The sequence below is a fragment of the Halorhabdus sp. CUG00001 genome (genome assembly GCF_009797925.1).
Lineage (GTDB): Archaea > Halobacteriota > Halobacteria > Halobacteriales > Haloarculaceae > Halorhabdus.
Genome location: NZ_VOLB01000001.1, coordinates 647,382 through 671,244 on the forward strand (window position 1 = coordinate 647,382; position 23,863 = coordinate 671,244).

A 23,863-nucleotide genomic window follows, 5' to 3' on the forward strand; every position below is an offset into this window, starting at 1 on the left:
TCTCGTGTCTTGTCGCGCCGGTTGGCTTAAGAGGGAACGTCCCACAAGGACTACCATGGAGATACGTACCGCGAGAGAAGCTGACAAACCAGCGATCCGAGACGTCGCACGCCGATCGTTGCAAGCGTCGTATTCGTTGAGTCCCCAGACGATCACGAGTGGCATCGAGGAGTGGTACGACGAAGCCCAATTAACCACGAGCATCACGTCTGACGAGCGACTGTTGTTGGTCGCCGACCGAGATGGTCAGATCGTCGGGTTTTCCGAGAGCACGTTGACTGCTGACCGGCCCTGGGTCACGAACAAGGAAGATCACGGCCGTGACGCGCTGTTGCTCTGGCTACACGTCGATCCGGAGTACCGGGGAGAAGGCATCGGCTCTGGGCTGTTCGAAACGACGCTCGATCGCCTCGATGCAGCCGACGCCGCCAGTGTTCAGGGGCGCGTGCTGGCGAACAACCAGGACGGGACGCAGTTTTTCGAATCACACGGGTTCGAACGAGTCGGCCGAACCGAAATCGAGATCGGGGGCCGCAGTCACGTCGAATACCGGTACGTCGCCGAGGCAACTGGCCTGGAACCGCTCGAATCCGGCGAGCAGACGGTCTACGTCGATCACGACGAATCGGAAGGCGGTTCGGAAGCACCGTTCCACATCGTCTACTCCGATCCAGATCGGTCGGCCCGATACGGCTACTACTGCGACAACTGTGGTCGCCTCGCCAACGCGATGGACGCGATGGGGCGCATCGAGTGTGAGGCCTGTGGGAATACACGAAAACCGACCCGGTGGGACGCAGCCTACCTTTGAGTGCCCTCAGTAGTGTTGGGACGGAGTTGAACCGCCTGAACGTCACTCGCGACGCTCGCTCCGTAGTTCAAATCCGTATCACCGCAGTTACCACTCACAGATATGTTCGCCAGAAAAGTGGGTTGGGGCGGTATTCGACCCCTCTTCGTGAGTTCCCTTCGGTGGCGAATTCGAGCGGTATGAGGCTTCTCACAGGACTCTGTGAGAACACATGACCGCCAAAGAAAGTGAACTCGAACCGATAGATCCGCAGAGCGCGCGCGAGCTCTTTCTCGACCACAAGGAGCTCGACTGTAGTGAAGCAACAATCCGCAACTACCGATACCGCCTGAAGCCCTTCCTCAAATGGTGCGAGGAGAACGACATCGACAACCTGAACGACATTTCCGGGCGCGACCTCCAGACTTACCGGCTCTGGCGGCGCGAGACCGGTGACCTCAAGCCCGTGACGATGCGGATGCAGATGGCGTCGTTCCGGGTGTTCATCAAGTGGGCCGGCGATCGAGGCCGTTCCCCAGAATCTCTATGACAAGGTAGTCGTGCCCGACATTTCCCAAGAACAACGGACGAGAGACGAGACACTCTCCGCTGAACGCGCCCAGCGAATCCTTGCCCACCTCTCCAAATTCCAGTACGCGTCCAACGAGCACGTCTTGCTGGCGCTGCTGTGGGAGACAGGCATTCGAATTGGCTCGGCGAACTCGATCGACCTTACCGATGTCGACTTCGAGAATGGCCACATCGAGCTCGTCCATCGTCCGGACCGAGGAACGACGCTAAAGAACCAACAAGGCGGCGAGCGTCTCATCGCCCTCACGTCCGATCTGGCGATGGTGCTAGGCGATTATATCGACGCGACGCGCAACCCCATCGAAGACGAATACGGCCGCAACCCCTTGTTGACGACGCGAAAAGCGCGAATGTCACGCGCGACGATGCGACGGCTCATCTATCGCATCACTGCGCCGTGCTTTTTCGACGAACCCTGTCAGGACTGCTCGGAAGGCGAGGATCGTCGCTGTGGTGATTCCGTGAGCCCGCACTCGGTTCGTCGTGGGAGCATTACCAACTATCTAACGAAGGACGTGCCTGTCGATGTCGTTAGCGATCGGATGAACGTCAGCCGGAAGACGCTGAAAAAGCACTACGACAAGCGGACTGAGGAAGTGAAAGTCGAGCAGCGACGTGAGCACATTGAGGATGTGAAGTGACCATGGAGACGCATACCCTCACTCGACAAGAGCGGGGAAAACTAGCGGAATCCATAGCTAGGGGACTCCATCGAGCCCCTCTCGACGAGGTCACAGACGCTGTGAGAGCGCACGCAAAAGAACGTTATCCTGATCTCATTGGTGACGGTGGCGTTAGCGTCAGGCCAGCCGAAGTCAATAGCTATCGGTGGACTGATCTTGTTCCGATGTCCGTTCCGGGGGATATCGGATGGAGACCGGATTTCTTCCTCAAAGTCCTCGTCGTACGTCGTTTCGTCGAGCGATCACCCAGAAAGGCCGATTTCTGGGAGCAAGATATGCCTCCGGTCAAATATAGAGTCCGTCGAATCAGAAAGGGATTCGACTTCGAGAAGAGATTGGTCTGCACCTTCACAGTGTACTATCCGATCGAAGTCAAATCGGGGAGAAAGAAAACACTGACCGAACAGCAGGCCAAAGCGATTCCTCAGGTTGTTGATCACGTCGATCATGTCCACCCATTTATTGCATCTGTTGACATCGACGATTTGCCCCGTAGCTATGATATTGAAGTCGAGGAGTTCGCCACATCAGACTGGAGTGACTCCGGAAAATCGAGTCGATACCGTTCCTAAAGTCCAGTCATTGGGTCGGTAATTTCTCATTTTCGCTTTTCTGTAAGGGCTAATGCTTGAATCTCTGGGCACTCGGATCTGTTGATGGCTTCTTCCCTTGCCCAGAGAGGTTGAAAGAAAACGCGTGATGAATACATCGCGTAAAGTCAGCAAGTAACTTCTTCAATTCTTGTGCTCTCCTCAATACATCCTTTAATAGATTCGTGAACAATCAGCTTCAAAGGGAAAGATGACCGGCAATTCTGATGGGTCCAGTTCATGGCTTACCTCGAAATTGTTAAGCATATCGTCGCAGATTTTAGGCTCTGCGAGCTGCTTCCGTAGCCGGGTCATCGGAACGATTTCTCTTACCTTCCTTCTTGTCGTGATCTTCCAAGTTGAAGTCCTTGTAGCCCACTTTTTGGGATACCCCTCATCGCAAGCACTACTTGACTCCTTTTCCAGAGAAATCAAAATGTTGATCGCAGCCACGATCGGCCCATTCATTCACCAAGGACCTCAACACATTACAGACAACCTCGGGGTTCTGATTGTAGCTGGTTCCTACCTTGAACACCAATACGACCGCAGATCTCTCTACATCTTCTACGTTGCGACCGGATACATCGCCGCCTGGGTTCCGTTGGCAATGGGATCGGTTGGATCTGTCGGCGCAAGCGGCGTAACTTTTGGACTCACAACATGGCTACTCGTCCATTCCATCAGTCGAGTATTTGAGATGGCATACAAGGGTACTATTGACCTAAGAATAGTCCATTTCGCTGTCGTCATCGTCGGACTCTGGAAGGCTTTGGAAGTAATTTCTATTCTTAGCAGTATAGACGGGGCCGACGATGTCACCCATCTCTGTGGAGCACTGATCGGTCTGTTCCTTGGATTAACATTTGCGCTGGACTACCACGATATCAGCTTACCAACCCGTCTGTCGATCTTGGAGTAAACAGCGAATTTGAAGCTTTCAATTGATCAGCGTTCTGCGAAGCGTGCCCGACAATCCGTTGTATCGGTAACTATGCCATATGCCGAGGACATCCCATATAACTGCGTGAATCAGTTATTCATCTCCATCTTCGATATGCTGACCGCCATCCGCCATTGCGTATTCAGTTAGGTTTGCTTCGAGGACTTCCCGACGGCGTCTGGACTTCTTTGCTTTGGTCCGCTGGTCGTAATGCTTGTCCAACACAGGCGTCGACACGTCCACACGATCGCTCAGGAGTTCTTTGGGTACGCCTTCATTAAGTTGCCGCATGATCGCCCATTTCCGGAGCGGATGGGTACTGAAACGTGAGGGGCAGTCAGCCGCGTTAGCGTTCTGTGCGGCATCGCAGTCGGTAATATCTCGATCGTGGGGACAGCTGTTTGCGTAGGTGCACGGGCGAGAAAGCTTGTAGAAGTCTCGGCGAATCGTTGCCGTTGAAGGGCGGCCGCTGGACGTCGTGAACAAGGGTTTACGGTCGAATTTATCGCGCACGTCAGTCCTCTTTTGGTCGATATAGGCGACGATGTAATCCCGCAATCGGTCAGAGAGGTTGACGATCCGCTCACCGTCAGGTCCGTTCTTCAGCGGTGTACCGTACTCATCAGTGCTCTCCGGCCGGTGACGAAGGTGGATGACCTTCTCGTCAGGGTCGAAGTCGTCCATATCAATCGCCCGGACAGCACCGAGTCGCACGCCGATTTCGGCGATAAGTTCGAATTCGACGTGCCGGCGAGACGTGTACTCGAAGCGTCGACAGTACGTTTGAATCTCTCGAACCTCCTCGTCACTCGGGACTTCGTAGTTGACTTCTTCCTCCGGTGGAACGTTCGGCAGCGGGACGCGATCCGCGACGCCATCGGCGATCGCGTCGATGTTCTCGCAAAAGCGGAGAAACCGCTGCAGAATAGCGAGATTGCCGTTCAAACTGACCGTCACTAGGTCGGTTTCGGTCTTTCGCCAGGTTTTGAACTCCATCAGCTGGCGACCACCGATGTCGTTCATGTTCTCGATACCGGCTTCGTCCGTCCAGTCGACGAACGTCCCCAGGGCCGAACGATGCTTTCGCCGGGTCGACGTCCGAAGGTCGTCTCGGCGATGCTCAAGATACCAGTCGAGGATGTCTTGCGGCGCGATCGGTTCCAGATCGTCCTCCGTCATTACGTGCCCCGATAATCTCCAGACATATATACTGGCCAATTAATTGGGGTTGGTAGAAATTGGTGAATTGGCAACTCTCTTCGGAGAATTGGTGAACTCGAAAGTGAGTCACGTAGGTTTTCGCTCAAATAACTCCATTCTGGGTGTCTCCTCGTCTCGCGCGCACTGTGGAGTTGGGCGATATTCGTGATATCTTTTGTAGGAGCGTATCACAGAAGCCCCGCCCACTCTATCTGTCAGATGGGTATTCGGACTCGCGTGCAAGATACAGGGCGCGAATGTGGTTTACCGCTAATAGCTAACAGATAGTAAATTCTATTAACAGGGCTATGATTATCAAGAAAAAGTACTGACTGGAACACAACAAAAATGTATGGTGAATCGTAATATATGAAAGGAAAAACGATTTTCACCACAACCGATCTCAAACAAGCACTTCGAACTCTCTTACCACCTTTAGTGATCTCGGTAACCCTTCCAGCTGCAGGACTGATTTATATAATGCTTATATTCTCAATACCTCTCTTACGATCACCTTTCTGGATTCCAGATTTTATCATACCGATATGCATTGGCTTGTACACAGGTTCAATTCCTGCCATTTTCTACTATTTAGTGAAACAAAAGAGACTCCCAAAACTATGGTATGATTACATTTCCGAACTGATATCCTCAATACTTCTACTCACGGTATCGGTATTCCTCATACTAACTCAGACTGGTACAGAACCTTTTGAACAAACAGGCGGCTCCTCCGTACAGATCACCAGCAGCATGGTTGGAACACTGCTTCTCATCATGTTCAGTACTCTCGGTATTTTCTTTGCCAACATCCATTTTCTCTATCCGAAAATCCAGTCAACTCTCAAAAACACTGTCTCTCACCTGAAGTCTACTTTTCTCCCCCCTTTCGACGCTCCAAAAACCACTACCCAATCTTTCAATCAACCTGAAATCAGTCAGAACAAGAGCCTACACGCTTTCTTCGTCGGAGGAATCTGCATATTCTCAATCTGGGTGCTGCCCGTGTTGGCGCAACGGAGGGGGGAATTAAAGGATTTAATTGAGGGGCACGCCACTCTGATTTGGTATCTTCGAGATATTCTCTCCGGAGATCCTGAGAAAGCAATTGATGGATGGGTTGGACCAGTTGAAGAGATTGTAGCCATTCTTGACCCTGTTGTAATCGGGATTTACCTTGTCATACTTGGTTTGACACTATCCTTTGCAATATCTTGGATCTACTTTGTGAGGTTCCTGCAAGAGAGGATCAGAAGAAGCTCTGGATTATCTCGAATGGGTATTACCGCAATATCAACCAGTATTTCTATACCATTATTGGGTATCAGTTGGGCAATTGCTGATTCATTAGTAAGGAACGCTTGGGCGATTATCACTCTCGTGTTCGCATAGACTTCAATCAACACAGGAAATCGGATCAAGTTTACTTATCGACGGTTCACCAAGTCAGTTTGAAACAAACGGAGTCTCCTGCTGATTATAACTTCTTCATCTTGCACTGCTACCCATAATGATTCCTATATAGATAGTTCGCCTCAAGGGACAACTCAGCAAATCGACTGTGAATGTTTCTACGACACGCTGTTTGTAGGATAGCTTAGGATACACACTATATCGAGATTTATCTCATTTTGATATTGCCCACTCGCCAACGAAGGGGACCACGGATAGTCCGAAATTGGCGATCGCCGTTACCTCCAATTGGCGATCCGGGATTGACGGAATTGGTAATCACTGAATGCGGGAACCAGGAATCACCGAATGGGGGAAATTAGTAATCCCGGGATTGCCGTGAACTCGAATCCCGGGAACACTGGTATTGGTGATCCGTAGATATATGGGATATCGAATCACACTCTGAATCGTGAATCGGGACTTAGAGTTGCGTATCAAGGGGCATCTCTACGAAATCGGTGAAGTAAACGACGAGGTTATCGATTCAGACCAAGGATTCCCGAACGCAGAGACGGGATATCGGCGAACACTTGAAAGCGTCGCCGAGTGTGCCGATACCAATTTGGTTGACTTGGTGGCTGAAGATATTAAGGAGCAGATCCGAGCGAAGGGGGAACGACCAAGTAATAATTCCGTACGCCGCAATGCTCGGATACTCGTCTCTGAGGAAGGATTCGTTCCGGATAACTATCTCAACAGAGCGTAGTTCTACAAATCATTCCCTTGTCTGATCCGCTCCTGTCGGGCATCATACTGCCCGGTATAGTCTATTCCATCAACTCCAAATCTGACGGGGAATATGAATATTGCTTCAACTGCTGTTCTTCGCAATATGAGGCCAGTTCCTGCGGTGGCTGCTGTACATCTCCGAGTTGGCCGGCATAGACAACGGACACCGATTCGCCCCGGTCGACGACGATTGCCTCGTCCGGGTCATCGTGGTTCGTATTCAAGACACGGTCACCCGGCACAAACGGGTTCTCAGCGAAGTCCAGATTCGTGTGTTTGTAGGTATATAGTTTGATGTCCTGGTCATCACAATACGAGGAGAGTAGAGCAGCGTCGATGTCTCGCCAATCGCCGGGGCCATTATCGAGCGTCGTTGGGAATGCAACGCGAACAGCCTCCCCATCCATCGACTGTCCGTAGATCCCGACGTCCTTCTCGGGTGGAAGAACCTCAACGACGACCGCCACCGAAGCGTCTGAGTCATTTGGTTTGATAACTCGATCTCCCGGTGAGAACGGGTTTTGCGGCTTTTGGTTCATGTGCGCCGTGTTTGGGCCGAGATCCATCAGCTCATTCATCGGTCGAGCAGAAAGGTGATCCAACTTCTCCGGCTCTGCTCCTGAGTACGCTTCTTGGGTGGTCACTTTCGATTTGAGAGTTTCAACACGTTCCCAGCCGAGAAGAATGAGCCCGTCTTCGTTGTCCCGGTGCCAGACCATTACGATAATCTCATCGTCTGGGTCTTGTTCGAGCAGTTTGTTGGGACGAAATGCCGACACGTCCCGGGATGTCTTGACGTCGATTTCGTATCCAAATACCTCGAAATCATAGGAGGAGTAGCTTTCAGGGTTACACTTCCGCAGAGATTCTTCGTTTTCCCATCCCCACATCTCGACGGGTAGATATTCACGACAGAATTGCTCGAATGCAAGTTCACCGAGGTTACCGCGACGTTTGGTTGGGACGTCGTCAGCGTCTTGTTTCACTGCTTGGTGATGAGCACGTTTCCGGTCGACCTTGTCGGGGGTATACAGATACACTCGTTTGACATCTAAGAGAAACGGGATGAATCTTGCTACACGAACAGCGTATCATTGAATGAATCACGTTCTTCTGAATCGATTGCATCCGTGAATGGGGTGAGATGGAGAGCCGAATTTAACAAGAGTCCCCTAGAACGGTTGAGTAATGAGTGCCGGAAATGACCAGCTTCGGACAGAACTCAGCAGAAAATTTCAGCCTCCAATCGACGTACTACTTGACCCATCACTGCTAGTAGCCAAACGTTCTTTTGAACGATTGGCGGACTCGACAGTTTTCGAATCACAGAGACAAGCCACTCTTGGTCGGACGATTACTGAACCACGGCTTGGTGACCTGTACGTACCAGGTGGCTTTCAGAGGTCCATCTCAAATACCGGGCAATCTCCTGAAGAAAACACTAACGTATGGGATTTCTATCGGGGGAAGGCGGATGCAATCTCACGAGACGATATTGTCGATCTAATTGACCAAAACAACGTTGACCAGTTCTCGAACGGGGGAGTATCGATCGATCCAAACTGGAAGCACGCTATCGACGACCCGGATCGACACGAACGGTTACGAACTATCCTTGAAGAGGAACTCTCATTTCTCCAGTCTGGCGGGATCATACTTGCGAGAACCTCCTCGGTCTTCGAAGTATTGCGTGACGCCGGGGTGTTAACTATCGATATTGGAGACGCAGATTTGGATCCGGACTTACAGGAGACCCTGTTTGACATCGGCTATACTGACCCGGCACAGGTCTGTGCGTTCGGTATTTCGACTGCCGGTTCAACAGCAGATGCACTCTCAGACTATGTTCTAAAATCTAACACCGACCTGATCATCTATCGCATAGGGAATTAGGGTTGGCCGCCACAGCACTTTGTTCCAATCGCCTGATTCCCGTCCACTGTAAGAACGTTTTCCGCTGTAAGTCGCTGCCCACATCGTTCGCAAGTCACGTCTTCCATAATACCCGCGCCAACACCGTACCCATATGATCTCGTTATCGGCTTCTCGCCCTTTCGAAGAGTGAGTTCAAGATCGCCCCGTTCGTATGCAACTACTGTCGCGGCTACTGGCCGCAGTCGAACGGTAAGTCCGTGTCTCTCTCGGATCTCCCGGCGCTTTTCCGGGAAGTCAGTCTCGATTTGAGTCGTCAAGTCGTCTAACTCGTCACGGAGACCGTCCAACTCTGCTTGGAATTCCTTCCGCTTCCTGAGTGCCTCGACCCGCTCTTCCTGCTTGGATGCGGTATCGATCGTTTCCGTCACATCTTCAATCCGCGTCGTCAGACTATCGATCTCGTCGGCCAGTTCTTCACGCCGTTGGCGCACATATTGTCGATACTCGTCGAGTTCAACTTCGGCCGCACGTGTTGCCCGCTCGCGAGTGTCTCGTACTGTCGACGATAGCTCGTTTTCGAGAGTGGTGTGTGCAATATTGAGCGCGTCCATCAACTCCTGCTCATCAATACCCTTCCCCTCGTCGAGTTCCGGTTGTTCATCGTCGGTTAACTCAAGATACGTGTCTGCAAGCCCGGGGCGCTCCTCGTGATCGTTGAGATCGATCGCCACGGCGTGAAGGTCTTCCCGCTGATATTCGCTGACGGTCTCAATTCCAACGTGGAAGAGAGCGCAAATTGCCTGCCGGTCGTAGTACGGCGTGAACGTCTGATCTAAAACGTCGACCGAGCCATCAACCAGCCACGGCGGGAGCTGGATGTCTACTCGCTCACCAGTTAACGCCAGTGAACCAGTGGGAGTGTGATCGGCTGCCTCGTCGAGCATCCGCTCTACGAAGGGGCTCTCTGGGGTGATAGCGAGGGTATCCTCGCCCACACCATTCGGATCATCGGTAATCTCCAGCACCGCCCCATCCAGTTCCAGATCTGTGGGAGCATCCTCGGGGAGGCTGACCGTCCACCGGCGTCCCTCCTTCGCAATCTCGGCTCCGAGAGACTTGAGGTAGGCCTCGGTGAATCGCTCGACAGCCCGCTCTGTGACCGCAAGAGCGGCGTCAGTCATCGCTGGCCCCCAAGTCGAACCCCTCGAAGACGCCGCTATTGAAGTCCTCGACCTTGTCGGCGAGGTCGCGCTGTTCCTGCAGATCGACAGCCATCGCGTCGAAGTCGTTCTCGAGCTCGACCTCTGAGCCCGCTTCGACCAGCCGTTCGAACACCTCGTCTTCGAAGTTACGGCCGGTCTCCTCCAGCCGGGTCAGAATCTCGCTCAGCTCGCCGACGGACTGCTGGAAGAGATCGATCTTGTGGTAGAGCCGTTCCAGCACGTACTCCTCGATAGTGTCCTCTAGGGCGATATTGAACACGTAAACCTCGCGATCCTGCCCGATGCGGTGGATGCGCCCGATTCGTTGCTCGACCTTCATTGGGTTCCACGGCAAGTCAAAATTGACCATCACATTGCAGAACTGGAGGTTTCTCCCCTCATTCATCGCATCTGTCGAGACGAGTACCCCTCCCTCTTCCTCGAATCGCTCGACTATTTCTTCCTTTTTGTCGCTGGAGTGCCCACCATGGAACGGATGTGTCGTGTACCCTTTCTCGTCAAGCGTCTCCAGCAGTTGCTGCTGTGTGGCTCGGAACTGGGTGAAGACGATCACGCGGCCCTTGTCAACGCGTTCTCGAGCCTCACGGGTAATTCGCTGGACGTGTTCGATCTTGGTCGGGGTTTCAACGGCTTCTACCCGTTCCAGAATCTGCTGGAGTGGACCGACATGCTCGGGTTGTACATCGCCACCTTCCAGCTGACGCTCAACGGTCTGTCCGAGTGCCGCGGGGCTACTGACGACTTCCTTCTGGAGAGTCATCAGGACCAGTTTCTGTCCTTGACTTTCGCGGTACGCCGACCGGACATAGTCAGTGACTGCCTCGTAGAGGTCGCGCTCTTCTGGCGAGGGCGCGAAGGTACGCGTGGTGACGTTGCGCGGGGTGAAGTCGATGTCCGTTTCCTCGCGTCGATTTCGAATCATCACCTCCCGCAATCGGTTCTGGAGTTCGTCCCGGTTGACCAGCGTCTCTTGAGAAGTGTTGACGAAGTAGTTGTGGAATGCCTCGCGTGTCCCGAAGAGGCCGGGGCGAAGTAGGGAAATGACGTTGTACAGATCGGTGACGTCATTCTGGATTGGGGTTGCGGTGAGGAAGAACGCGTAGTCGTAGGAGAGCTTCTCGAGGAGGGCATAGCGGTCGGTGTCCTCGTTCTTGACGTAGTGGGCCTCGTCCAGCACGAGGACGTCCCAGTCGCGGGCGAGGACGGTCGACCGATGCCGGTCGCTTTTGGCGGTATCGATGCTGGCGATGATATGGTCGTGAGCGTCGAAGCCCCTGAAATCGCCGTCGTAGTTGCAGGTAAAGTCAAGGCCGAACTTCTCCAGCATCTCGGCCTGCCACTGTTGGGCGAGTTGCGCTGGCGTGAGGATGAGCACCGCGTCGTCGGTGCCGCGGTAGTGCATCTCCTTGAGGACCATCCCAACCTCGATGGTCTTGCCGAGGCCGACCTCGTCGGCGAGGAGTGCCTTCCCATCCATCTCGAAGAGGGCGCGGTGAGCGGCGTCGACTTGGTGTTCAAGAAGCTTGACGTTCTCTTCGTCAAGGTGGGAGAGCGAGCGGAGTTCCGAGTCCGGCTGGCCGGCTTGGAGGCGGTTGGCCTGCACAGTAAGAAGATGCTCAGCTAATGACCCACTGCTGGACAGGTTTCTTTTGAAACGGGGCTCTTCGTGCCTTATTTCGACTTCTACTAGAGAATCATTGGACATTGTGTAATTGGTAGTGTGCTTTTCAGACTATTGTCTTTATCTCAGTAGGTTGGTCCAAGTGAAGGATGCAAGCTTCGTAGAGATACATCAGATGGCACATATCATCTACTCACCTGCCGACCAAGGGTAAACACGAACAATGCGATAAACAAGGCTCCCAAAAAGGCTTGAATCATCGCCATGAGTTGCGCTAGTATTCCGACCGGGCCGTTCCCTCCAAAAGAAAGTGACGCAAACGTGATTCCACTGAAAAAGAGACTCTCTCCGAATATGCTCAGCAACTCGATCAATCCGAGGCAGTCGGAAGTACAACTACCGACAATAATTGATCCACTTTGAGTTGTGCCCCCCACGAATGGATATAATAATCCAAATATTACGACGATCGAGACTGACCAATATATTGGATAACTTGCTTTTTCTCCGTACCCACAACTATATTTCAGTCCTTTGTACTTTAGTTTCTTAACCCATATCGAAAAATTCGTGCAGATATCACTATACAGTTGACCTCGGTATCTAACGAGCTTATTGAAGCGTTCGGGGACAAATTCTCGGTCAATCTCGAATTCCTGTAGAGTCTCTTCAGAGAGTGTCAGATCGTCTTTCATGCGAAGTAGTTCTGCCTCCTTTTGATTAAAAAAGAATTCAGAAGCAAAGCGGCTCGCACCCATGTTTTGTGCTTGGATTTTCGCCCGGGCGTAGGTTTCTTCTTGATCTTTTAGTTTCCCTTTGTCCGATCCGTCAACCTCTCTTTGACTACTGATTTGAGGATAGTCATTAATTTCGTGATTGTCGGTTTCGTTGTAAGGGAAATCAAATATGTGTAGCTGGAAATCCTCGGCTTCAAGCTGTGTACGATATGGGAAAAAGTCAAAACCATCGAATCGCGTGTCTTCGAAGTAATAGTTCGCGAGGTCATCCACACCTGTCGATAGATGAATGTTTCCTATAGTTGTCAATGAAAGGTCGTAATATACTGATTCGGATTCGAGGACTAGAAGACGCCCAGAATGTAATGTCGTTCCCTTTCGAAAGTCCACCAGCGAGGGATAGCCATCTTCTGGATTGCACTTTATTGAATTAATATTGCAATCCGATATTATATTAACAGCGGGTAGATCTACATCAGTTAGCTTGAAATCCTCTTTGAGATCCACATCATCAATTAACAGATCATCATCGACTGATCCATCTTCAAATCGGAATTCACCATTAAATTTGGCATTCCAGATGGCGGCACCTTTCTCAAGTGAACAACAATGGAATGAGACAGATCCACCATAATTTCCGCTCATAAGTAGCGGTGTGGTGAAGTGCGAGTTATTAAATAGTATATCAGCACTCGTCTCTGCAGGGTTTATCACAAATTCGTCCTGAAACCAACAGCTATCGAACTCTAGGTACGAAGTGCTGATAGTCTCTCTTTCCTTGTACCGGTAAATATCACAGCAGTTGAATGTGAGCTGTATATTAAGCGTTGCAGCTTCTATTCTCAATGAGTTGTGTATCACTACGTTTTTCAACTCTACCCACTCTCGATCAACACCTTCCAAATCGCCTGCCCGAATCTTCACATCTTGGAATTTCGCTCCAAATATATCTTCTTCCTCAGATAATAGATCAAGAAAAACCTCATCATCCGATTTACCGTTTTGTCTACGGTCGGCTGTTTCAGCATGGTACTTACAGAATTTTGACCCGGGGATTGTGGGACGGCTACAGGGTCTATCATCTGTCGGTACAGCAGCCGCGTCATAACGTTCCTCCCATACATCGGGGTGGAAGGTATAATCGCACATCAGTAATCGCTCAGTCGCGACTCTAGAATGTTCCGGTAGGTGTCGTCACCGGTCGCATCGGCGAGCCCCTCACACAGTTCGCGCAGGTCGTCAGTAATCTCCCACTTGCCGAGGTACTCGGAGACGGACTTGCCGAGTTCCCACCGATAGCGGAGGAACTGTGCTTTGTCAAGGTCGGTGAGTTCTTCGTCGCTGCCGACGCGTGACTGGATGTAGGCGATGCGTTTCTCGTCTTCCCACGTCCCGAGTTTGAAGCCGTCGTCCATCCGGTAGAGGCGCATATCCTCCATACGCTCGGGTGTGGCGTTCGTCCCACGGGAGAGTTTGTTGAGGTCATCGTAGGACGCGTCTGGCGTCTCTAGCAGGTCGAGGAAGACGTCAATCTCGCCGATGTCGCTGCCGTGCTGGATTACGCCGTAAATTTCGTCAACGACCTCCTTAGCGGTCATCGTCTCACCAGCCCGTTCGACCTTGCCATGGTGTTTTGAGTACTCGTGGAAACACCGACCCATCTCAACGACACCGATGTCCCCACGGGAGAGTTCGCGGTTTTCTTCGAGACGCTGGCGAGTGGTTTGAGCAGTCCGATAGATATTCCGACGAAGACTGTTCCATGAGATGGGTTCCCTCTCTGTCGCGGGACGTGCAACGATGACAATATCGAACGTTACTGCTTCTCCACCGATGAATTTGTTCTCATCAGCGTTGATTGGATACGTCGCTGTTACTTCGAAGTCCTGTTGACAGAGTGCCTGTAGAAGTTCACCCCATGATTCGACCCCAGCATGGTGATAGGTGAAAACGACAGCACCATCCTGTTTAAGCATCCGATGAATGTTACCGAACGCTTCACCTAACTCGGACTCGAATTCTTCAGCACCTTTATCCTGTGCTGGATTTGCCACGATGCTTTCAGCACGCGGTGTCTGAGTTGGTTCGAACTGCTCGTATTCGTCAGCCAAGAGAATCCGTTGCCAGACGTAGAAGAAGTCCGAGATCTCGGAATAAATGATATTGTCGTAGTAGGGAGGGTCAGTAAGTACAACGTCGAACTCATCCCCCATCTCCAGCGTTCGTGCGTCTGAACAATGAAGCTCAAAGTCCCCACCAATCGGTTGGGCAAACTCTGGAGTCTCTACTGTTTCGCCGTCCTCCACATAACGTTCTGTCGGGGCTTCCGCATACTCAACCCCTCTCTTAACCATATCCCACATTGAACGGAATGTGCCCCTGCCAAATTCTGCACCCCAAGGGTTCCCTTCAGCTGGTTCATGAGGGACATCAAAAGAATTGGATTTGAATACGTGTTGGATTTTGTTATATGAATAATCGTACCCCGTCATAAGCGTGTTAGTACATAATGCGTTCGAGAAAGTCATCAAGAGATACTCACGCGCTTCCTTGTCTTCGAGTTGGTCAATCCCCCTGAGAATTTTACTCAGTGCGAGCAGCTGGCGGTCGTTGAATAGATCCGACCATTGATCGAATCCGTGGTCAAGAAGATTGTGGCCTCCGCCAATCCCCCCTTCGAATGCGGAACTATCGGTCATTATCCCCAGAGGGATGTCTACATTAGGAACGTACTCGTGTAGCTCTGGAGAATTTTCCCACTCTTTAGAGGCCTCCTCGAATCTCTCAAGATCATCTTCCGAGGGCGCCTTGTAGTCCTTTACTTCGCCTTTTGAGTGTCCGCTCTCGTCACAGTGTTCACAGTAGTACTCAATGGCATAGGGACGAAGATCAAATCCATCCTGTTCTTGGACAGCATCCGCGATCCCGTATTGTTGGCCACATTCCGGGCAGGAATAATCCCCGCTCGTTACATTACCTTCCGAGGGGTCGAACGTCTCGCCAGTAGCCGGAGAAACTTGCTCTGACTGCCAATCGTCCACACGGAGGACTGACCCATCTGTCGGGTCACGAATCGTATATTTGTCATCGTGATCGTACCGACCTTTCCCAACCCGATAATCTCGGAAAAGAGGGACAGAATGGCCACAGGAAACACAGTCGACCTCTTTTACCCAGAGGACGTACATAATGTCGGCATCGTGATCACCGTTTGGACACTTCGTTCGATAGTACTGAAGGACATCCTCGGCGACGTTTTCTCTTAGTGTTTCGTACGCATCTTCCAGATCCTCAACATCGATCTCGCTCGCCTCCATCTGCTTCTTCGTGACGAACCAAGCTACGGGATTCAGGTCATTACCGACAGTCTTGGCTCCAAATCGTGAGGCTTCTCCGATAGATGTCCCTCCACCCATGAAAGGGTCAAGCACTTTTTTATTCTTCACGCGGACATCCTTAGAATACAGTTTCCAGAGGGAATCTGGATCCGTCAAATCGACCTCGTCTATCAAATTCTGGATGCCGATGTCATCTGCCGTATAGTCTGAAAGTGAGCCGTTCTCACCCGGCTCATAAACATCGACTTGGTCAGGATCATCAACTAATGTATAGAGAGAGATAGCACGGAAAACACAACCGAGCCGCCTAGCCCACCATTTATGCATCGTGTAGATTGGACGATACCACTGCTTTGCACGGCCCTCCTTCGCTGCGATCTCATTCACCTTCTCGATTGGGAACCCCTTCTCAATCGGCAGCGTCTTTCGCTTCCTCTCCTCAGACTGCCCGATCTCCTGAGACATTGATTGTCTCTTACCTTCCCCGGAAGGGTTGTATTGTTTCTGGTCTGCTGGCTGGTGGATTACGAGACGGAGAACCCGCTATCGTCCTGCCGCCATTCTGGAACGATATTCTCCAACTCTTCGGATTGAATCTCGCCCGGCCGGTTCCCGAACACCCACTCCATGTCGTCGAGGTTCAGGTACGGTTCTTCCAGCCGCATTCGGAGCAGTTCTTGGAGGACTTTTGCCTTGAGCAGGACGATGTTGTCAATGTCGGTGTTCGTCCGCAGATCACGCAACGTCGACTCTTCGGTATCTCGGAACGAACTTGAGACGATGGCAAAGTAGATGTGCTGCTTTCCCTGATCGCGGAGACGACGCGTGTGTGCCTCGATGTACTCTCGGATAGTCCGGTCATCCCGACCGATTCGATACCCGTCCTGTCGCTTCTTGGCGTCGTAGATGACCGCATAGTCATTCCGAGCTGCGACGGCGATTCCATCTGGATTGCGGCCAGATCCTTGACCCAAAAGCTCGGTATCGAACCCGAGCATCTCGAACAGAGTACCACACTTCTGCTCGAAGACAACGGCGAGATCCGTGTCGACCGGTGCATACCGGTTCACAGCCCCTTCCGTACCGGCTGCGACTTCATCCAAATCAGCGACGACAGGCGGGAGGTACGGTTTATCCACATCGACAAATGTGTCTCTCGCCTCCGTTCCACCGCTTGTCTCTTCTCCCTTAGTCGCGGATTCGTCCCACTCCTCGTGCCAGTAAACCGCATTCGCGATGTCCCGATATTCGACAGTGCTCTCTAGCTGCGTTTCGGCTTCCGCCTGTAATTCGTCGAGCGTTTCCACGAAGTTCGCATAGCGAGTTCCATACGGTGCGTCGGTGTCAAGCAGTCCTTCATCGCCGAGATATTGCTCCGAGGTCGGATAGAAAATCGGCCACTCTGTGGGCTCCTGGATGTGCCAAAAGTAACTGAGGAGGAAGATAGTCGACTTCGGAAACGGATCGGAATCGATGTCGTTGTCCTTGAGTCGCTGCGTGTATTCTGCGAAGGAATCGATCTTTTCCCCGGCTTCCGCTATCGATCCGGGTGTCTGGATCGCCTTCCGAAGACGGTCGCCGAACTTCGACTCATCCGGGGCCGCGTTCAGCAACTTGTTGAAATGCATTTGGCCAATAAATCCGTCGAACCCCCAGAGTTGGTTACGCTTGTTGAGCCCGTCGATCCGACTCTTGAATTCGACGACGTCTACGTCATCGTTCTGGAACTCGTTAATAAGAGGTTGGAGTTCCTCCTCGGCGACCTCATCCCGCTTGGCGTTGTGCTCTCTATAGTGCTTTTGTGCCCCTTCACTATCCGCGAACTCTTGGAATACGTCCTCTGGAGAGACCATCTTAGCTGAAAGAACTCTCCGATGTCCGTTAAAACTTGACGTGCCAAGTTTCGGGTAGACTCGCAGTCAGGAACAAGCACGAAATCGCGATATTAGGTTTGAGCCGAGTTACGATCGATTCGCTAGTGACACCACGTCTTCAAGAGATGTCCTCTCCAAGATTAGCTGCCGATATCCGTTATCGACCAGATCAGTCGGATTCGTGGTCGCTAACTCTGTACGGTGGTCCGTTACCACGGCGACATCGTGGGCATCGAGACAGATCCGTCGATCATCCCACGGAATCTCCGAAAGTCCGTCGTTGATATCTGTGTAGTCTTCAGTTCGTTGCCAAACATCAGCTTGCTCCATGAGGGACTCCCTATTCTCAATGGCAGTCTGTTCGATGTCCCGGGCGAGATTGCGAAGGCGACCAATCATGTCGTCTAACTGGATGAAGTTCGGCACTTCCTCCTGATAGAACGAATGGAGTGTCGTCCCGGCAGCGTTGTTCCCTGCGATCAGTTGCTGTCGTATTTGAGATGTATCCATCGAATCCAGTTGTCCCTCGAAGTCCGAGTCTCGGAGACGGTTGATATGATCGAAAATTCCGTCCGCGATTTCCTCTGCGAGATCCGGTTCCCGATGCAGATACTCCGACACGACATGGTCGGAAACGAATACTGCGAAGTCATGGTTGTCAAGATACTGTCGACAGCGATAGTGATGAGAGTCGTCCCGAAAACAAAACCCGAGGATTACACCAGTATCGAGGAACGACGCGTCCGTCATCTATTCCTGAGCGAGAAGCTGTTCGATCTGCTCTTCGACATTCTGAGAGTATGCATCCGAAACCCGATCCAGTTCTGTACTTCGTGATCGGGTACGAAGGTTCTTCGACCGTATGTCTTTGAGTTGGGTCGCAAATTGGGCTTTCTCTTCGGCGGCATCTTCTTCCCAGTCTGCGAGCCGTTCATCGGAGATATGTTGGTTATACGTAAACCGGAGGACGACTTTACTAAGTGTCTGTATGAAGTCATCCAAGAATTCGGCGATCCGACTGTATTCGACAGCCTGATCGACCATCAGACGAACCGTATCGTCCCAGCGGAAGTAGAGCCGTTTCATATCCTCGTAACGTCCGTTATCCTCAGGATATGCGTCCATCATCTCGTCGAGTTGGCGCTTGAGATATTCCTCGTTCGACTCTCCGCCGCTACCGTAATTCTGCAGTCGCTCTTGTTTTCCTAGATCAATCGTACTCAACAGCCATCGGAGTTCGCTGTATTTCCGAATGAACTCGTTTTCGGCGTGTTCCTCGTACTGATGTTGCTTGATCTCATCGACGTTCTTGCGGCCGAACTCACGCACGGTCCACCGCACCGCTTGTGGGATCAGTTCGAGACCCTCTTCAGAGACATCGAACGCCTCGACGTGCAGATCTTTGGGAATGTACTGTTGACCGTCCCAGCCGATAGCACGTGGAGCATTATAGAACCGGCCTGAGAACTCGTGTTCGTTTGCGAGTTCCCCATACATGTACCAATAACGAGGAAGACCAACACTGTACTCGTGTGTCTCGTGAAGGCGACGATCGGCGATACAACAGAGCTTCAGGAATTTCGATCGAGATATCTGATCGTCACTCTGTTCTTTCAGTAGCGTCAACAGCACCCACCCCAAAAATTCCGGCTCACCAAACTCCGGATCCTCTTGGGGCATTGTCTCTTTTATGGATCGGGCCGAGAACGTCTTAACTTTTCCCTCTTAATCAGAAACTGGTGACGTCAGAACTGAAGCGTATGGCGAGATGAGTTCACGGACACGTTCAATGGATTATTTGAGCATAAAGATTATCCAGGAGATGAGATCAAAGCACCGATTAAGTTCTTTCGCTCTTGGGTAAGCGATTGTTGGTGGCGTCATAGTGCGGTTTCGAGGATGATTTTGAGTGCTTCGTCGCCGGGTTTGCGGCGGACACGTTTTCGAAGCTGCAACGCTCTGAGGTAGGGTGTGAGTTTGTCTTTGGAGATTCCTCGATGCGGCGAGAGCCACCGTCGCGCCAGCGACGCGTGGCTCTCGCACGTGTTGACGTGCACGTCTCCATCAGCGTATTCACCCTCACCGTGGACGACGTATTCGCGGTCGAATGCGTCGTCCTCGTCGAGTGGCTCGTACGCTCGAAAGCCGTCAGTATAGACGATTAGCGACTCCTGCTGGCGGCTACCGAGCAGGAGTCGAATCGTCGATTCCTCGGCGGCTTTCGCCGGGTGAACGTACGTCTCGCCACTACCGCGGTCGGCGAGGATAAACACGGGTGGCTTGTCCTCGTGATACGTTCCACGACCGCGCGTGGATAAGCCACGCGAGCGCGACGGCCGGTCGCGCTCGCGGCCTTTCTTCCCAGCGTTAACGTACAGTTCATCGATCTCGACTGGGCCTTCGAGCTGTGGCCGAGGCGCGTCCAGCGCCCGCAGGAAGCGCTGGACGCGCCGGTAGACAGTCTTGTACGAAACAGCGAGCTCAGCGTCCAGTTGCCGAATACTCGTATTCAGCCGGATGTAGGTGTAGACGGCGAGATACCACTTTTTGAGCGGTATCGCAGAGTGTTCGAAGACTGTTCCAGTCTTGTCGTTGAACGTCCGGCCGCAATCCTTACACAGATACCGTTGAAACTCTCGATAGCTGCCGTGCCGAATCCGTGATTCGGTACGGCAGCGCGGGCAATAGACGCCGTCACGCCAGCGAATCTGTGCCAGCAGATTCGCGGCCCGACGCTCCGAGACGAACACACTGATTGGCATCATCGTTCGTCGGGTGGCGCGGTCGCGCCACCCTTGCCTGCTGTGAACTCCAGCTACTGCTGAGAACTGACCAACAATCCTCTACACAAGAGCGAGTTCTTTTATGATCAGTTCGGGATGCTGTGGAAATGCGTGGCTCGATGTTCACCACAGTACTTAAGCGATTCACATACGGTGTCTATGATATCAAATGGCCAGTACGGAATCTCTCTCACAAACGATCGCGGACACAATCACGATAAGCCGAGAACTTCGCGAGGAAGGCGAGATCGATGGGCAAGTCAAACTCTACAACGTCGACGATACTAATGAGTTCGAGGCAGATGCGTCCACGTTTTTCGAGCGAACCCTGATGACACAGGGGCTTCAGGAGGGATTTGTCGACCTCCGGAACACTCTTCGTGGTGATGATAACCGCGGGACGCATATCCTGTACGGGTCGTACGGGAGTGGGAAATCTCACCAGATGGTCGCAATGTACCACTGTTTCACTTCGCCGAAACAAGCCGGCCAGTTCGGTGACCGACATATCGAGGGGTTTTCTGAATCACTTCCCGACGCCGATCAGACAGAGGCGATCACGGTCTCACTCCAAGATCGCCAGCCGGATTACTTGTGGGAGCCGTTCTTTGAGGCCCTTGATTACGATCCCGGCTCGTTCGACAGTGGGGGGTACCCTGACCGACAAACGATCCTCGATGCGGTCGGAGACCAAGCAGTCGCATTCCTCCTTGATGAGCTTGAGGACTGGTGGATAACACTCTCGGAAGAACGTGAAGCCGCAAATAGAGGTTTCCTCCAGTCATATCTTGAGGCAAGCGAAGATCCAGATTCCGACGTGTTCGCGTTTGTGTCCGTCCTTCGCGAAGGATCGACGGTACACAAAATCCTCGAGCGTGAGACCGAGAACACCTCGGAGCACAATATGAATAGTAAAGTGAGCAAGAAGGATGTGATCCGTCACCGATTAATCGACGACATTGACGAGGGGGCAGTGGAGGATATCGTTGATGGATACGTCCAGGCGTACGTCGAGAACGATCATGTCCCTGATTCGGAGATACCAAGCGATCTTAAGCGGGATCTCCTCGATGCATATCCGTTTCATCCCGTATTGCTCAAGGCACTTGAAACACGATATTACGCAGACGAGGGGAACCAGAACACGCGGGGGATGATTTATCTTTTCTCAAAGATACTCACGACACCTGCCACCTCAGGGACGGACTCCGATAACGCTCCTAAACTAATCGAGCAAACCGATCTCATTTCGCACGGAGACATCGACGCTGTGCTCTTCGAGGACGAACTCTCGCGGATTAACGTTGCCCGCCCTAATGTCTGCATCGACGATATTCGCAACCGTGTTGATCTTGATGCAGTCCCCCACGGACGACGTATCCTCAATACGATCCTCCTGTACAGCCTAAAACCAGACGAGGGCGAAGGCGCAAGCAAGGCTGAAATCGTGATGGGGACATATCGGACCGGTGATCTTGTCTCTGATATCGTTCTCAATCTCGAACAGCTATATGGTGTCGCATGGTATCTCCACAAGCTCAATGGGAAGTACGCCGTCCGGGATCGACAGAATCCGAACGCGCTCATCCAGAATGAAGCCAGTGACGTCGATGAGGGGGTTGCTCTTGAGCAGATTGCTGATACGGTTAACGAAGTTTTCGGGAATAATACCTATCCAGTCGGATTTCTCGATGGTGATCTCAAGGATGTTCCGGACACTCGTGAACTCAAGATCGTCGTCAAAGCAAATGATTGGACACCCGAAGGGATCAAGACGGTAATCAAAAACGCAGATGGTAGTCCGGGACGGGAATGGCGAAACACGCTCGCGTTCGTCCAGCCCAGCGGCGACAGATCGATCCAATCTGGATCGGGATTTATCGAGAAAGCCCGCTATATCGAGGGTGCGAGGCAAGTCCTGCGCGACGAGTCGCTTGACGATGAGATTCGGCGATCTGTCAAGAGTCAGCGCGAAGACGAACAACGGGAGCTCAGAGACAGAGTCGAACTTGCATATGGGGAAATTATCGACGGTAACGACCTTCTAAACGACTTCGAGTTCGCCGCGCAAATGGATTTGGACGTGTTTGTTGAGGATGGCGATCCATTGAGTGCCCCAGACATCGCTGATTCTGTCGCAGCTGAGGGGATCGATCTTCAGAACCATGTTTGGGATGCAACCTCCGACCTCCTCGATCGACGTGGATCAGCAACCGTCGAAGAGGTGTATGAGCAATTTCTCCGGCAGCCAACGTATCCGATCCCGGGAGATTCAAGTGCAGTCGTCGAGGCCGTAATGGAAGCGCTTGAAGGAAAGCCTGTTGTCACCCATGGGCCCAACGGGTTCTCGTCAGAGCTGACTGGGCTCTCCATGGACACTACCATCCTCTCAGAGGAGACCGTCGAGCGATGGGGTGTCGACGGTGTCGTGCAAGAACTCCGAACTCGGTTCGGAAATGAAAAATCTTCAATCGACATCGGAAACTTCGAGCTAGATTTACTTGAGGACACGGAGATATGGCTTGAAGGAGACGGTCACGACACGGTGATGACTGCCGTCGGGCGACTTGCCCGTGACGACAAGTACGTACTCTACAGCGGCACGGGAGTTGTCGATAAGGCTCAGTCGGATGCGACGATACGGGACATCTCGAACGCTGAAGTGATAGATAAGGCGGATGTAGAGGGCCGGATCCAAGAGGCACTTGACTCCAACGGTCGCGCAAACACGAACCGGATCTTAGAGGAAATACGCCGCGACGAGACCGTCTACCTTCCTGAGGACAGGACCGAACAGGCGTTCCGCGAACCCGTGATCGCTCTTTTGGGCGGGGACTACGTAATCGATCAGGATCGTGAGTATTATGACTCACTCGACCAACGTGACCCGACCGACGTGACTATCGTCCCGACGGTGAGCGATGAGATCGAAGATGACATACTTGCGTACATCGACGGGCTCGAGGGAGATGAGGAATTCACCGTTGGCAGTATCGCCGGGCAGTTTGATGACAGCGTGACCGAGGAAGCTGTCCAGACGTTCTTACTGCAGAACCTCGGTAGAGCAACGGAACCGGAATACGTAATTGCAATCGACGACTCGGGCGACCCCACGCGGTGGTCACCTGGGTACCAGTTCCGTGTCCCGAGCGGCGGATGGCACTTCAAGTTTAACGGAGACGATACTGCCGAATTACGTCGTGAATGGCGGGATCAAGAGCAATCTGGAGAAGTGACGTATGGAGAGGTCGCGTTTACCCTGGCCGACCGGACAGCGGTTCCCGGTCCACTCATGGGGACTGCAAATGTCGAAAAAACCCGGACTAAACTCACGCTAGCAAGTGGCGGCAATTTCACCGATGTCCGGGATATGTTTGAGCGGATGCCCGACGAGGCGTCGAACATCTCCGTGGAGATCAACTTCGAGTAAA

19 protein-coding genes are annotated in these 23,863 nt (G+C 52.3%); 9 read left to right on the forward strand and 10 right to left on the reverse strand.

What is annotated here, in order from left to right:
- Positions 1-55 precede the first annotated feature (55 nt).
- The 5 genes from FR699_RS03235 (at position 56) to FR699_RS03250 (ending at position 3,576) form a co-directional block, all read left to right on the forward strand.
- Positions 56-811: a GNAT family N-acetyltransferase gene (locus FR699_RS03235; protein WP_158853970.1), complete on the forward strand. Its 756-nt coding sequence runs from the start codon at positions 56-58 to the stop codon at positions 809-811.
- A gap of 211 nt (positions 812-1,022) precedes the next feature.
- Positions 1,023-1,340, forward strand: coding sequence for a site-specific integrase (locus tag FR699_RS13285; protein ID WP_233263364.1), 318 nt, complete (start codon positions 1,023-1,025; stop codon positions 1,338-1,340).
- 10 nt (positions 1,341-1,350) lie between these two features.
- Positions 1,351-2,022 carry a site-specific integrase gene (locus FR699_RS03240; RefSeq protein ID WP_233263365.1) on the forward strand — a complete coding sequence of 224 codons (672 nt, stop codon included), beginning with the start codon at positions 1,351-1,353 and terminating at the stop codon, positions 2,020-2,022.
- A 2-nt stretch (positions 2,023-2,024) separates the two neighbouring features.
- Positions 2,025-2,636 carry a hypothetical protein gene (locus FR699_RS03245; protein ID WP_158853973.1) on the forward strand — a complete coding sequence of 204 codons (612 nt, stop codon included), beginning with the start codon at positions 2,025-2,027 and terminating at the stop codon, positions 2,634-2,636.
- Positions 2,637-2,865: 229 nt separating this feature from the next.
- Positions 2,866-3,576 carry a rhomboid family intramembrane serine protease gene (locus FR699_RS03250; RefSeq protein ID WP_158853975.1) on the forward strand — a complete coding sequence of 237 codons (711 nt, stop codon included), beginning with the start codon at positions 2,866-2,868 and terminating at the stop codon, positions 3,574-3,576.
- A 114-nt stretch (positions 3,577-3,690) separates the two neighbouring features.
- On the opposite strand, the gene FR699_RS03255 is transcribed toward FR699_RS03250, so the two are convergent.
- Positions 3,691-4,776: a site-specific integrase gene (locus FR699_RS03255; RefSeq protein WP_158853978.1), complete on the reverse strand. Its 1,086-nt coding sequence runs from the start codon at positions 4,774-4,776 to the stop codon at positions 3,691-3,693.
- A 390-nt stretch (positions 4,777-5,166) separates the two neighbouring features.
- Here FR699_RS03255 and FR699_RS03260 point away from each other — a divergent pair, with 390 nt between their 5' ends.
- Positions 5,167-6,189 (forward strand): hypothetical protein, encoded by a 1,023-nt coding sequence (locus FR699_RS03260; RefSeq protein WP_158853980.1) that lies wholly within the window; start codon positions 5,167-5,169, stop codon positions 6,187-6,189.
- Between the two features lie 472 nt (positions 6,190-6,661).
- Positions 6,662-6,958, forward strand: a complete 297-nt coding sequence (locus FR699_RS03265; protein ID WP_158853983.1) for a hypothetical protein — start codon at positions 6,662-6,664, stop codon at positions 6,956-6,958.
- A 61-nt stretch (positions 6,959-7,019) separates the two neighbouring features.
- Here FR699_RS03265 and FR699_RS03270 read toward each other — a convergent pair whose 3' ends face one another.
- Positions 7,020-8,021 (reverse strand): hypothetical protein, encoded by a 1,002-nt coding sequence (locus tag FR699_RS03270; RefSeq protein WP_158853985.1) that lies wholly within the window; start codon positions 8,019-8,021, stop codon positions 7,020-7,022.
- Between the two features lie 148 nt (positions 8,022-8,169).
- Here FR699_RS03270 and FR699_RS03275 point away from each other — a divergent pair, with 148 nt between their 5' ends.
- Positions 8,170-8,874, forward strand: a complete 705-nt coding sequence (locus FR699_RS03275; RefSeq protein ID WP_158853988.1) for a hypothetical protein — start codon at positions 8,170-8,172, stop codon at positions 8,872-8,874.
- Here the strand turns inward: FR699_RS03275 and FR699_RS03280 are convergent.
- The 8 genes from FR699_RS03280 to FR699_RS03315 all read right to left on the reverse strand — a co-directional run bounded on the left by FR699_RS03280 (position 8,871) and on the right by FR699_RS03315 (position 20,414).
- On the reverse strand, positions 8,871-10,037 hold the full coding sequence (locus FR699_RS03280) for a hypothetical protein (RefSeq protein WP_158853991.1): 1,167 nt from the start codon (positions 10,035-10,037) through the stop codon (positions 8,871-8,873). The two genes, FR699_RS03275 and FR699_RS03280, sit on opposite strands and share 4 nt — an antisense overlap.
- Positions 10,030-11,784 carry a DEAD/DEAH box helicase gene (locus FR699_RS03285; protein ID WP_158853994.1) on the reverse strand — a complete coding sequence of 585 codons (1,755 nt, stop codon included), beginning with the start codon at positions 11,782-11,784 and terminating at the stop codon, positions 10,030-10,032. The genes FR699_RS03280 and FR699_RS03285 overlap by 8 nt, the downstream gene beginning before the upstream one ends.
- A gap of 101 nt (positions 11,785-11,885) precedes the next feature.
- Entirely contained in the window at positions 11,886-13,586 is a 1,701-nt protein-coding gene (locus FR699_RS03290) for a potassium channel family protein (protein ID WP_158853997.1), read from the reverse strand.
- A complete protein-coding gene (locus tag FR699_RS03295; RefSeq protein ID WP_158853999.1) occupies positions 13,586-16,240 on the reverse strand; it encodes a DUF1156 domain-containing protein in 2,655 nt (884 codons plus the stop codon). Before FR699_RS03295 ends, FR699_RS03290 begins: the two co-directional genes overlap by 1 nt.
- A gap of 59 nt (positions 16,241-16,299) precedes the next feature.
- A complete protein-coding gene (locus FR699_RS03300) occupies positions 16,300-17,628 on the reverse strand; it encodes a hypothetical protein (RefSeq protein WP_158854002.1) in 1,329 nt (442 codons plus the stop codon).
- Between the two features lie 108 nt (positions 17,629-17,736).
- The gene (locus FR699_RS03305) at positions 17,737-18,399 is read right to left on the reverse strand and encodes a hypothetical protein (RefSeq protein WP_158854005.1); all 663 of its coding nucleotides are present in this window, start codon (positions 18,397-18,399) and stop codon (positions 17,737-17,739) included.
- The gene (locus tag FR699_RS03310) at positions 18,400-19,329 is read right to left on the reverse strand and encodes a hypothetical protein (protein WP_158854008.1); all 930 of its coding nucleotides are present in this window, start codon (positions 19,327-19,329) and stop codon (positions 18,400-18,402) included.
- A gap of 200 nt (positions 19,330-19,529) precedes the next feature.
- A complete protein-coding gene (locus tag FR699_RS03315) occupies positions 19,530-20,414 on the reverse strand; it encodes an IS1595 family transposase (protein WP_158854010.1) in 885 nt (294 codons plus the stop codon).
- Between the two features lie 187 nt (positions 20,415-20,601).
- Between FR699_RS03315 and FR699_RS03320 the strand changes: the two genes are divergently transcribed.
- Positions 20,602-23,862 carry a DUF499 domain-containing protein gene (locus FR699_RS03320; RefSeq protein WP_158854013.1) on the forward strand — a complete coding sequence of 1,087 codons (3,261 nt, stop codon included), beginning with the start codon at positions 20,602-20,604 and terminating at the stop codon, positions 23,860-23,862.
- The last annotated feature ends 1 nt before the right edge of the window (position 23,863 follow it).

Excerpts from the sequence above, each read along its gene's own strand:
- FR699_RS03235 (WP_158853970.1), top strand. The coding sequence starts at position 56 with ATGGAGATACGTACCGCGAGAGAAGCTGACAAACCAGCGATCCGAGAC.
- FR699_RS13285 (WP_233263364.1), top strand. The coding sequence starts at position 1,023 with ATGACCGCCAAAGAAAGTGAACTCGAACCGATAGATCCGCAGAGCGCG.
- FR699_RS03245 (WP_158853973.1), top strand. The coding sequence starts at position 2,025 with ATGGAGACGCATACCCTCACTCGACAAGAGCGGGGAAAACTAGCGGAA.
- FR699_RS03250 (WP_158853975.1), top strand. The coding sequence starts at position 2,866 with ATGACCGGCAATTCTGATGGGTCCAGTTCATGGCTTACCTCGAAATTG.
- FR699_RS03255 (WP_158853978.1), bottom strand. The coding sequence starts at position 4,776 with ATGACGGAGGACGATCTGGAACCGATCGCGCCGCAAGACATCCTCGAC.
- FR699_RS03260 (WP_158853980.1), top strand. The coding sequence starts at position 5,167 with ATGAAAGGAAAAACGATTTTCACCACAACCGATCTCAAACAAGCACTT.
- FR699_RS03275 (WP_158853988.1), top strand. The coding sequence starts at position 8,170 with ATGAGTGCCGGAAATGACCAGCTTCGGACAGAACTCAGCAGAAAATTT.
- FR699_RS03280 (WP_158853991.1), bottom strand. The coding sequence starts at position 10,037 with ATGACTGACGCCGCTCTTGCGGTCACAGAGCGGGCTGTCGAGCGATTC.
- FR699_RS03285 (WP_158853994.1), bottom strand. The coding sequence starts at position 11,784 with ATGTCCAATGATTCTCTAGTAGAAGTCGAAATAAGGCACGAAGAGCCC.
- FR699_RS03290 (WP_158853997.1), bottom strand. The coding sequence starts at position 13,586 with ATGTGCGATTATACCTTCCACCCCGATGTATGGGAGGAACGTTATGAC.
- FR699_RS03295 (WP_158853999.1), bottom strand. The coding sequence starts at position 16,240 with ATGTCTCAGGAGATCGGGCAGTCTGAGGAGAGGAAGCGAAAGACGCTG.
- FR699_RS03300 (WP_158854002.1), bottom strand. The coding sequence starts at position 17,628 with ATGGTCTCTCCAGAGGACGTATTCCAAGAGTTCGCGGATAGTGAAGGG.
- FR699_RS03305 (WP_158854005.1), bottom strand. The coding sequence starts at position 18,399 with ATGACGGACGCGTCGTTCCTCGATACTGGTGTAATCCTCGGGTTTTGT.
- FR699_RS03310 (WP_158854008.1), bottom strand. The coding sequence starts at position 19,329 with ATGCCCCAAGAGGATCCGGAGTTTGGTGAGCCGGAATTTTTGGGGTGG.
- FR699_RS03315 (WP_158854010.1), bottom strand. The coding sequence starts at position 20,414 with ATGATGCCAATCAGTGTGTTCGTCTCGGAGCGTCGGGCCGCGAATCTG.
- FR699_RS03320 (WP_158854013.1), top strand. The coding sequence starts at position 20,602 with ATGGCCAGTACGGAATCTCTCTCACAAACGATCGCGGACACAATCACG.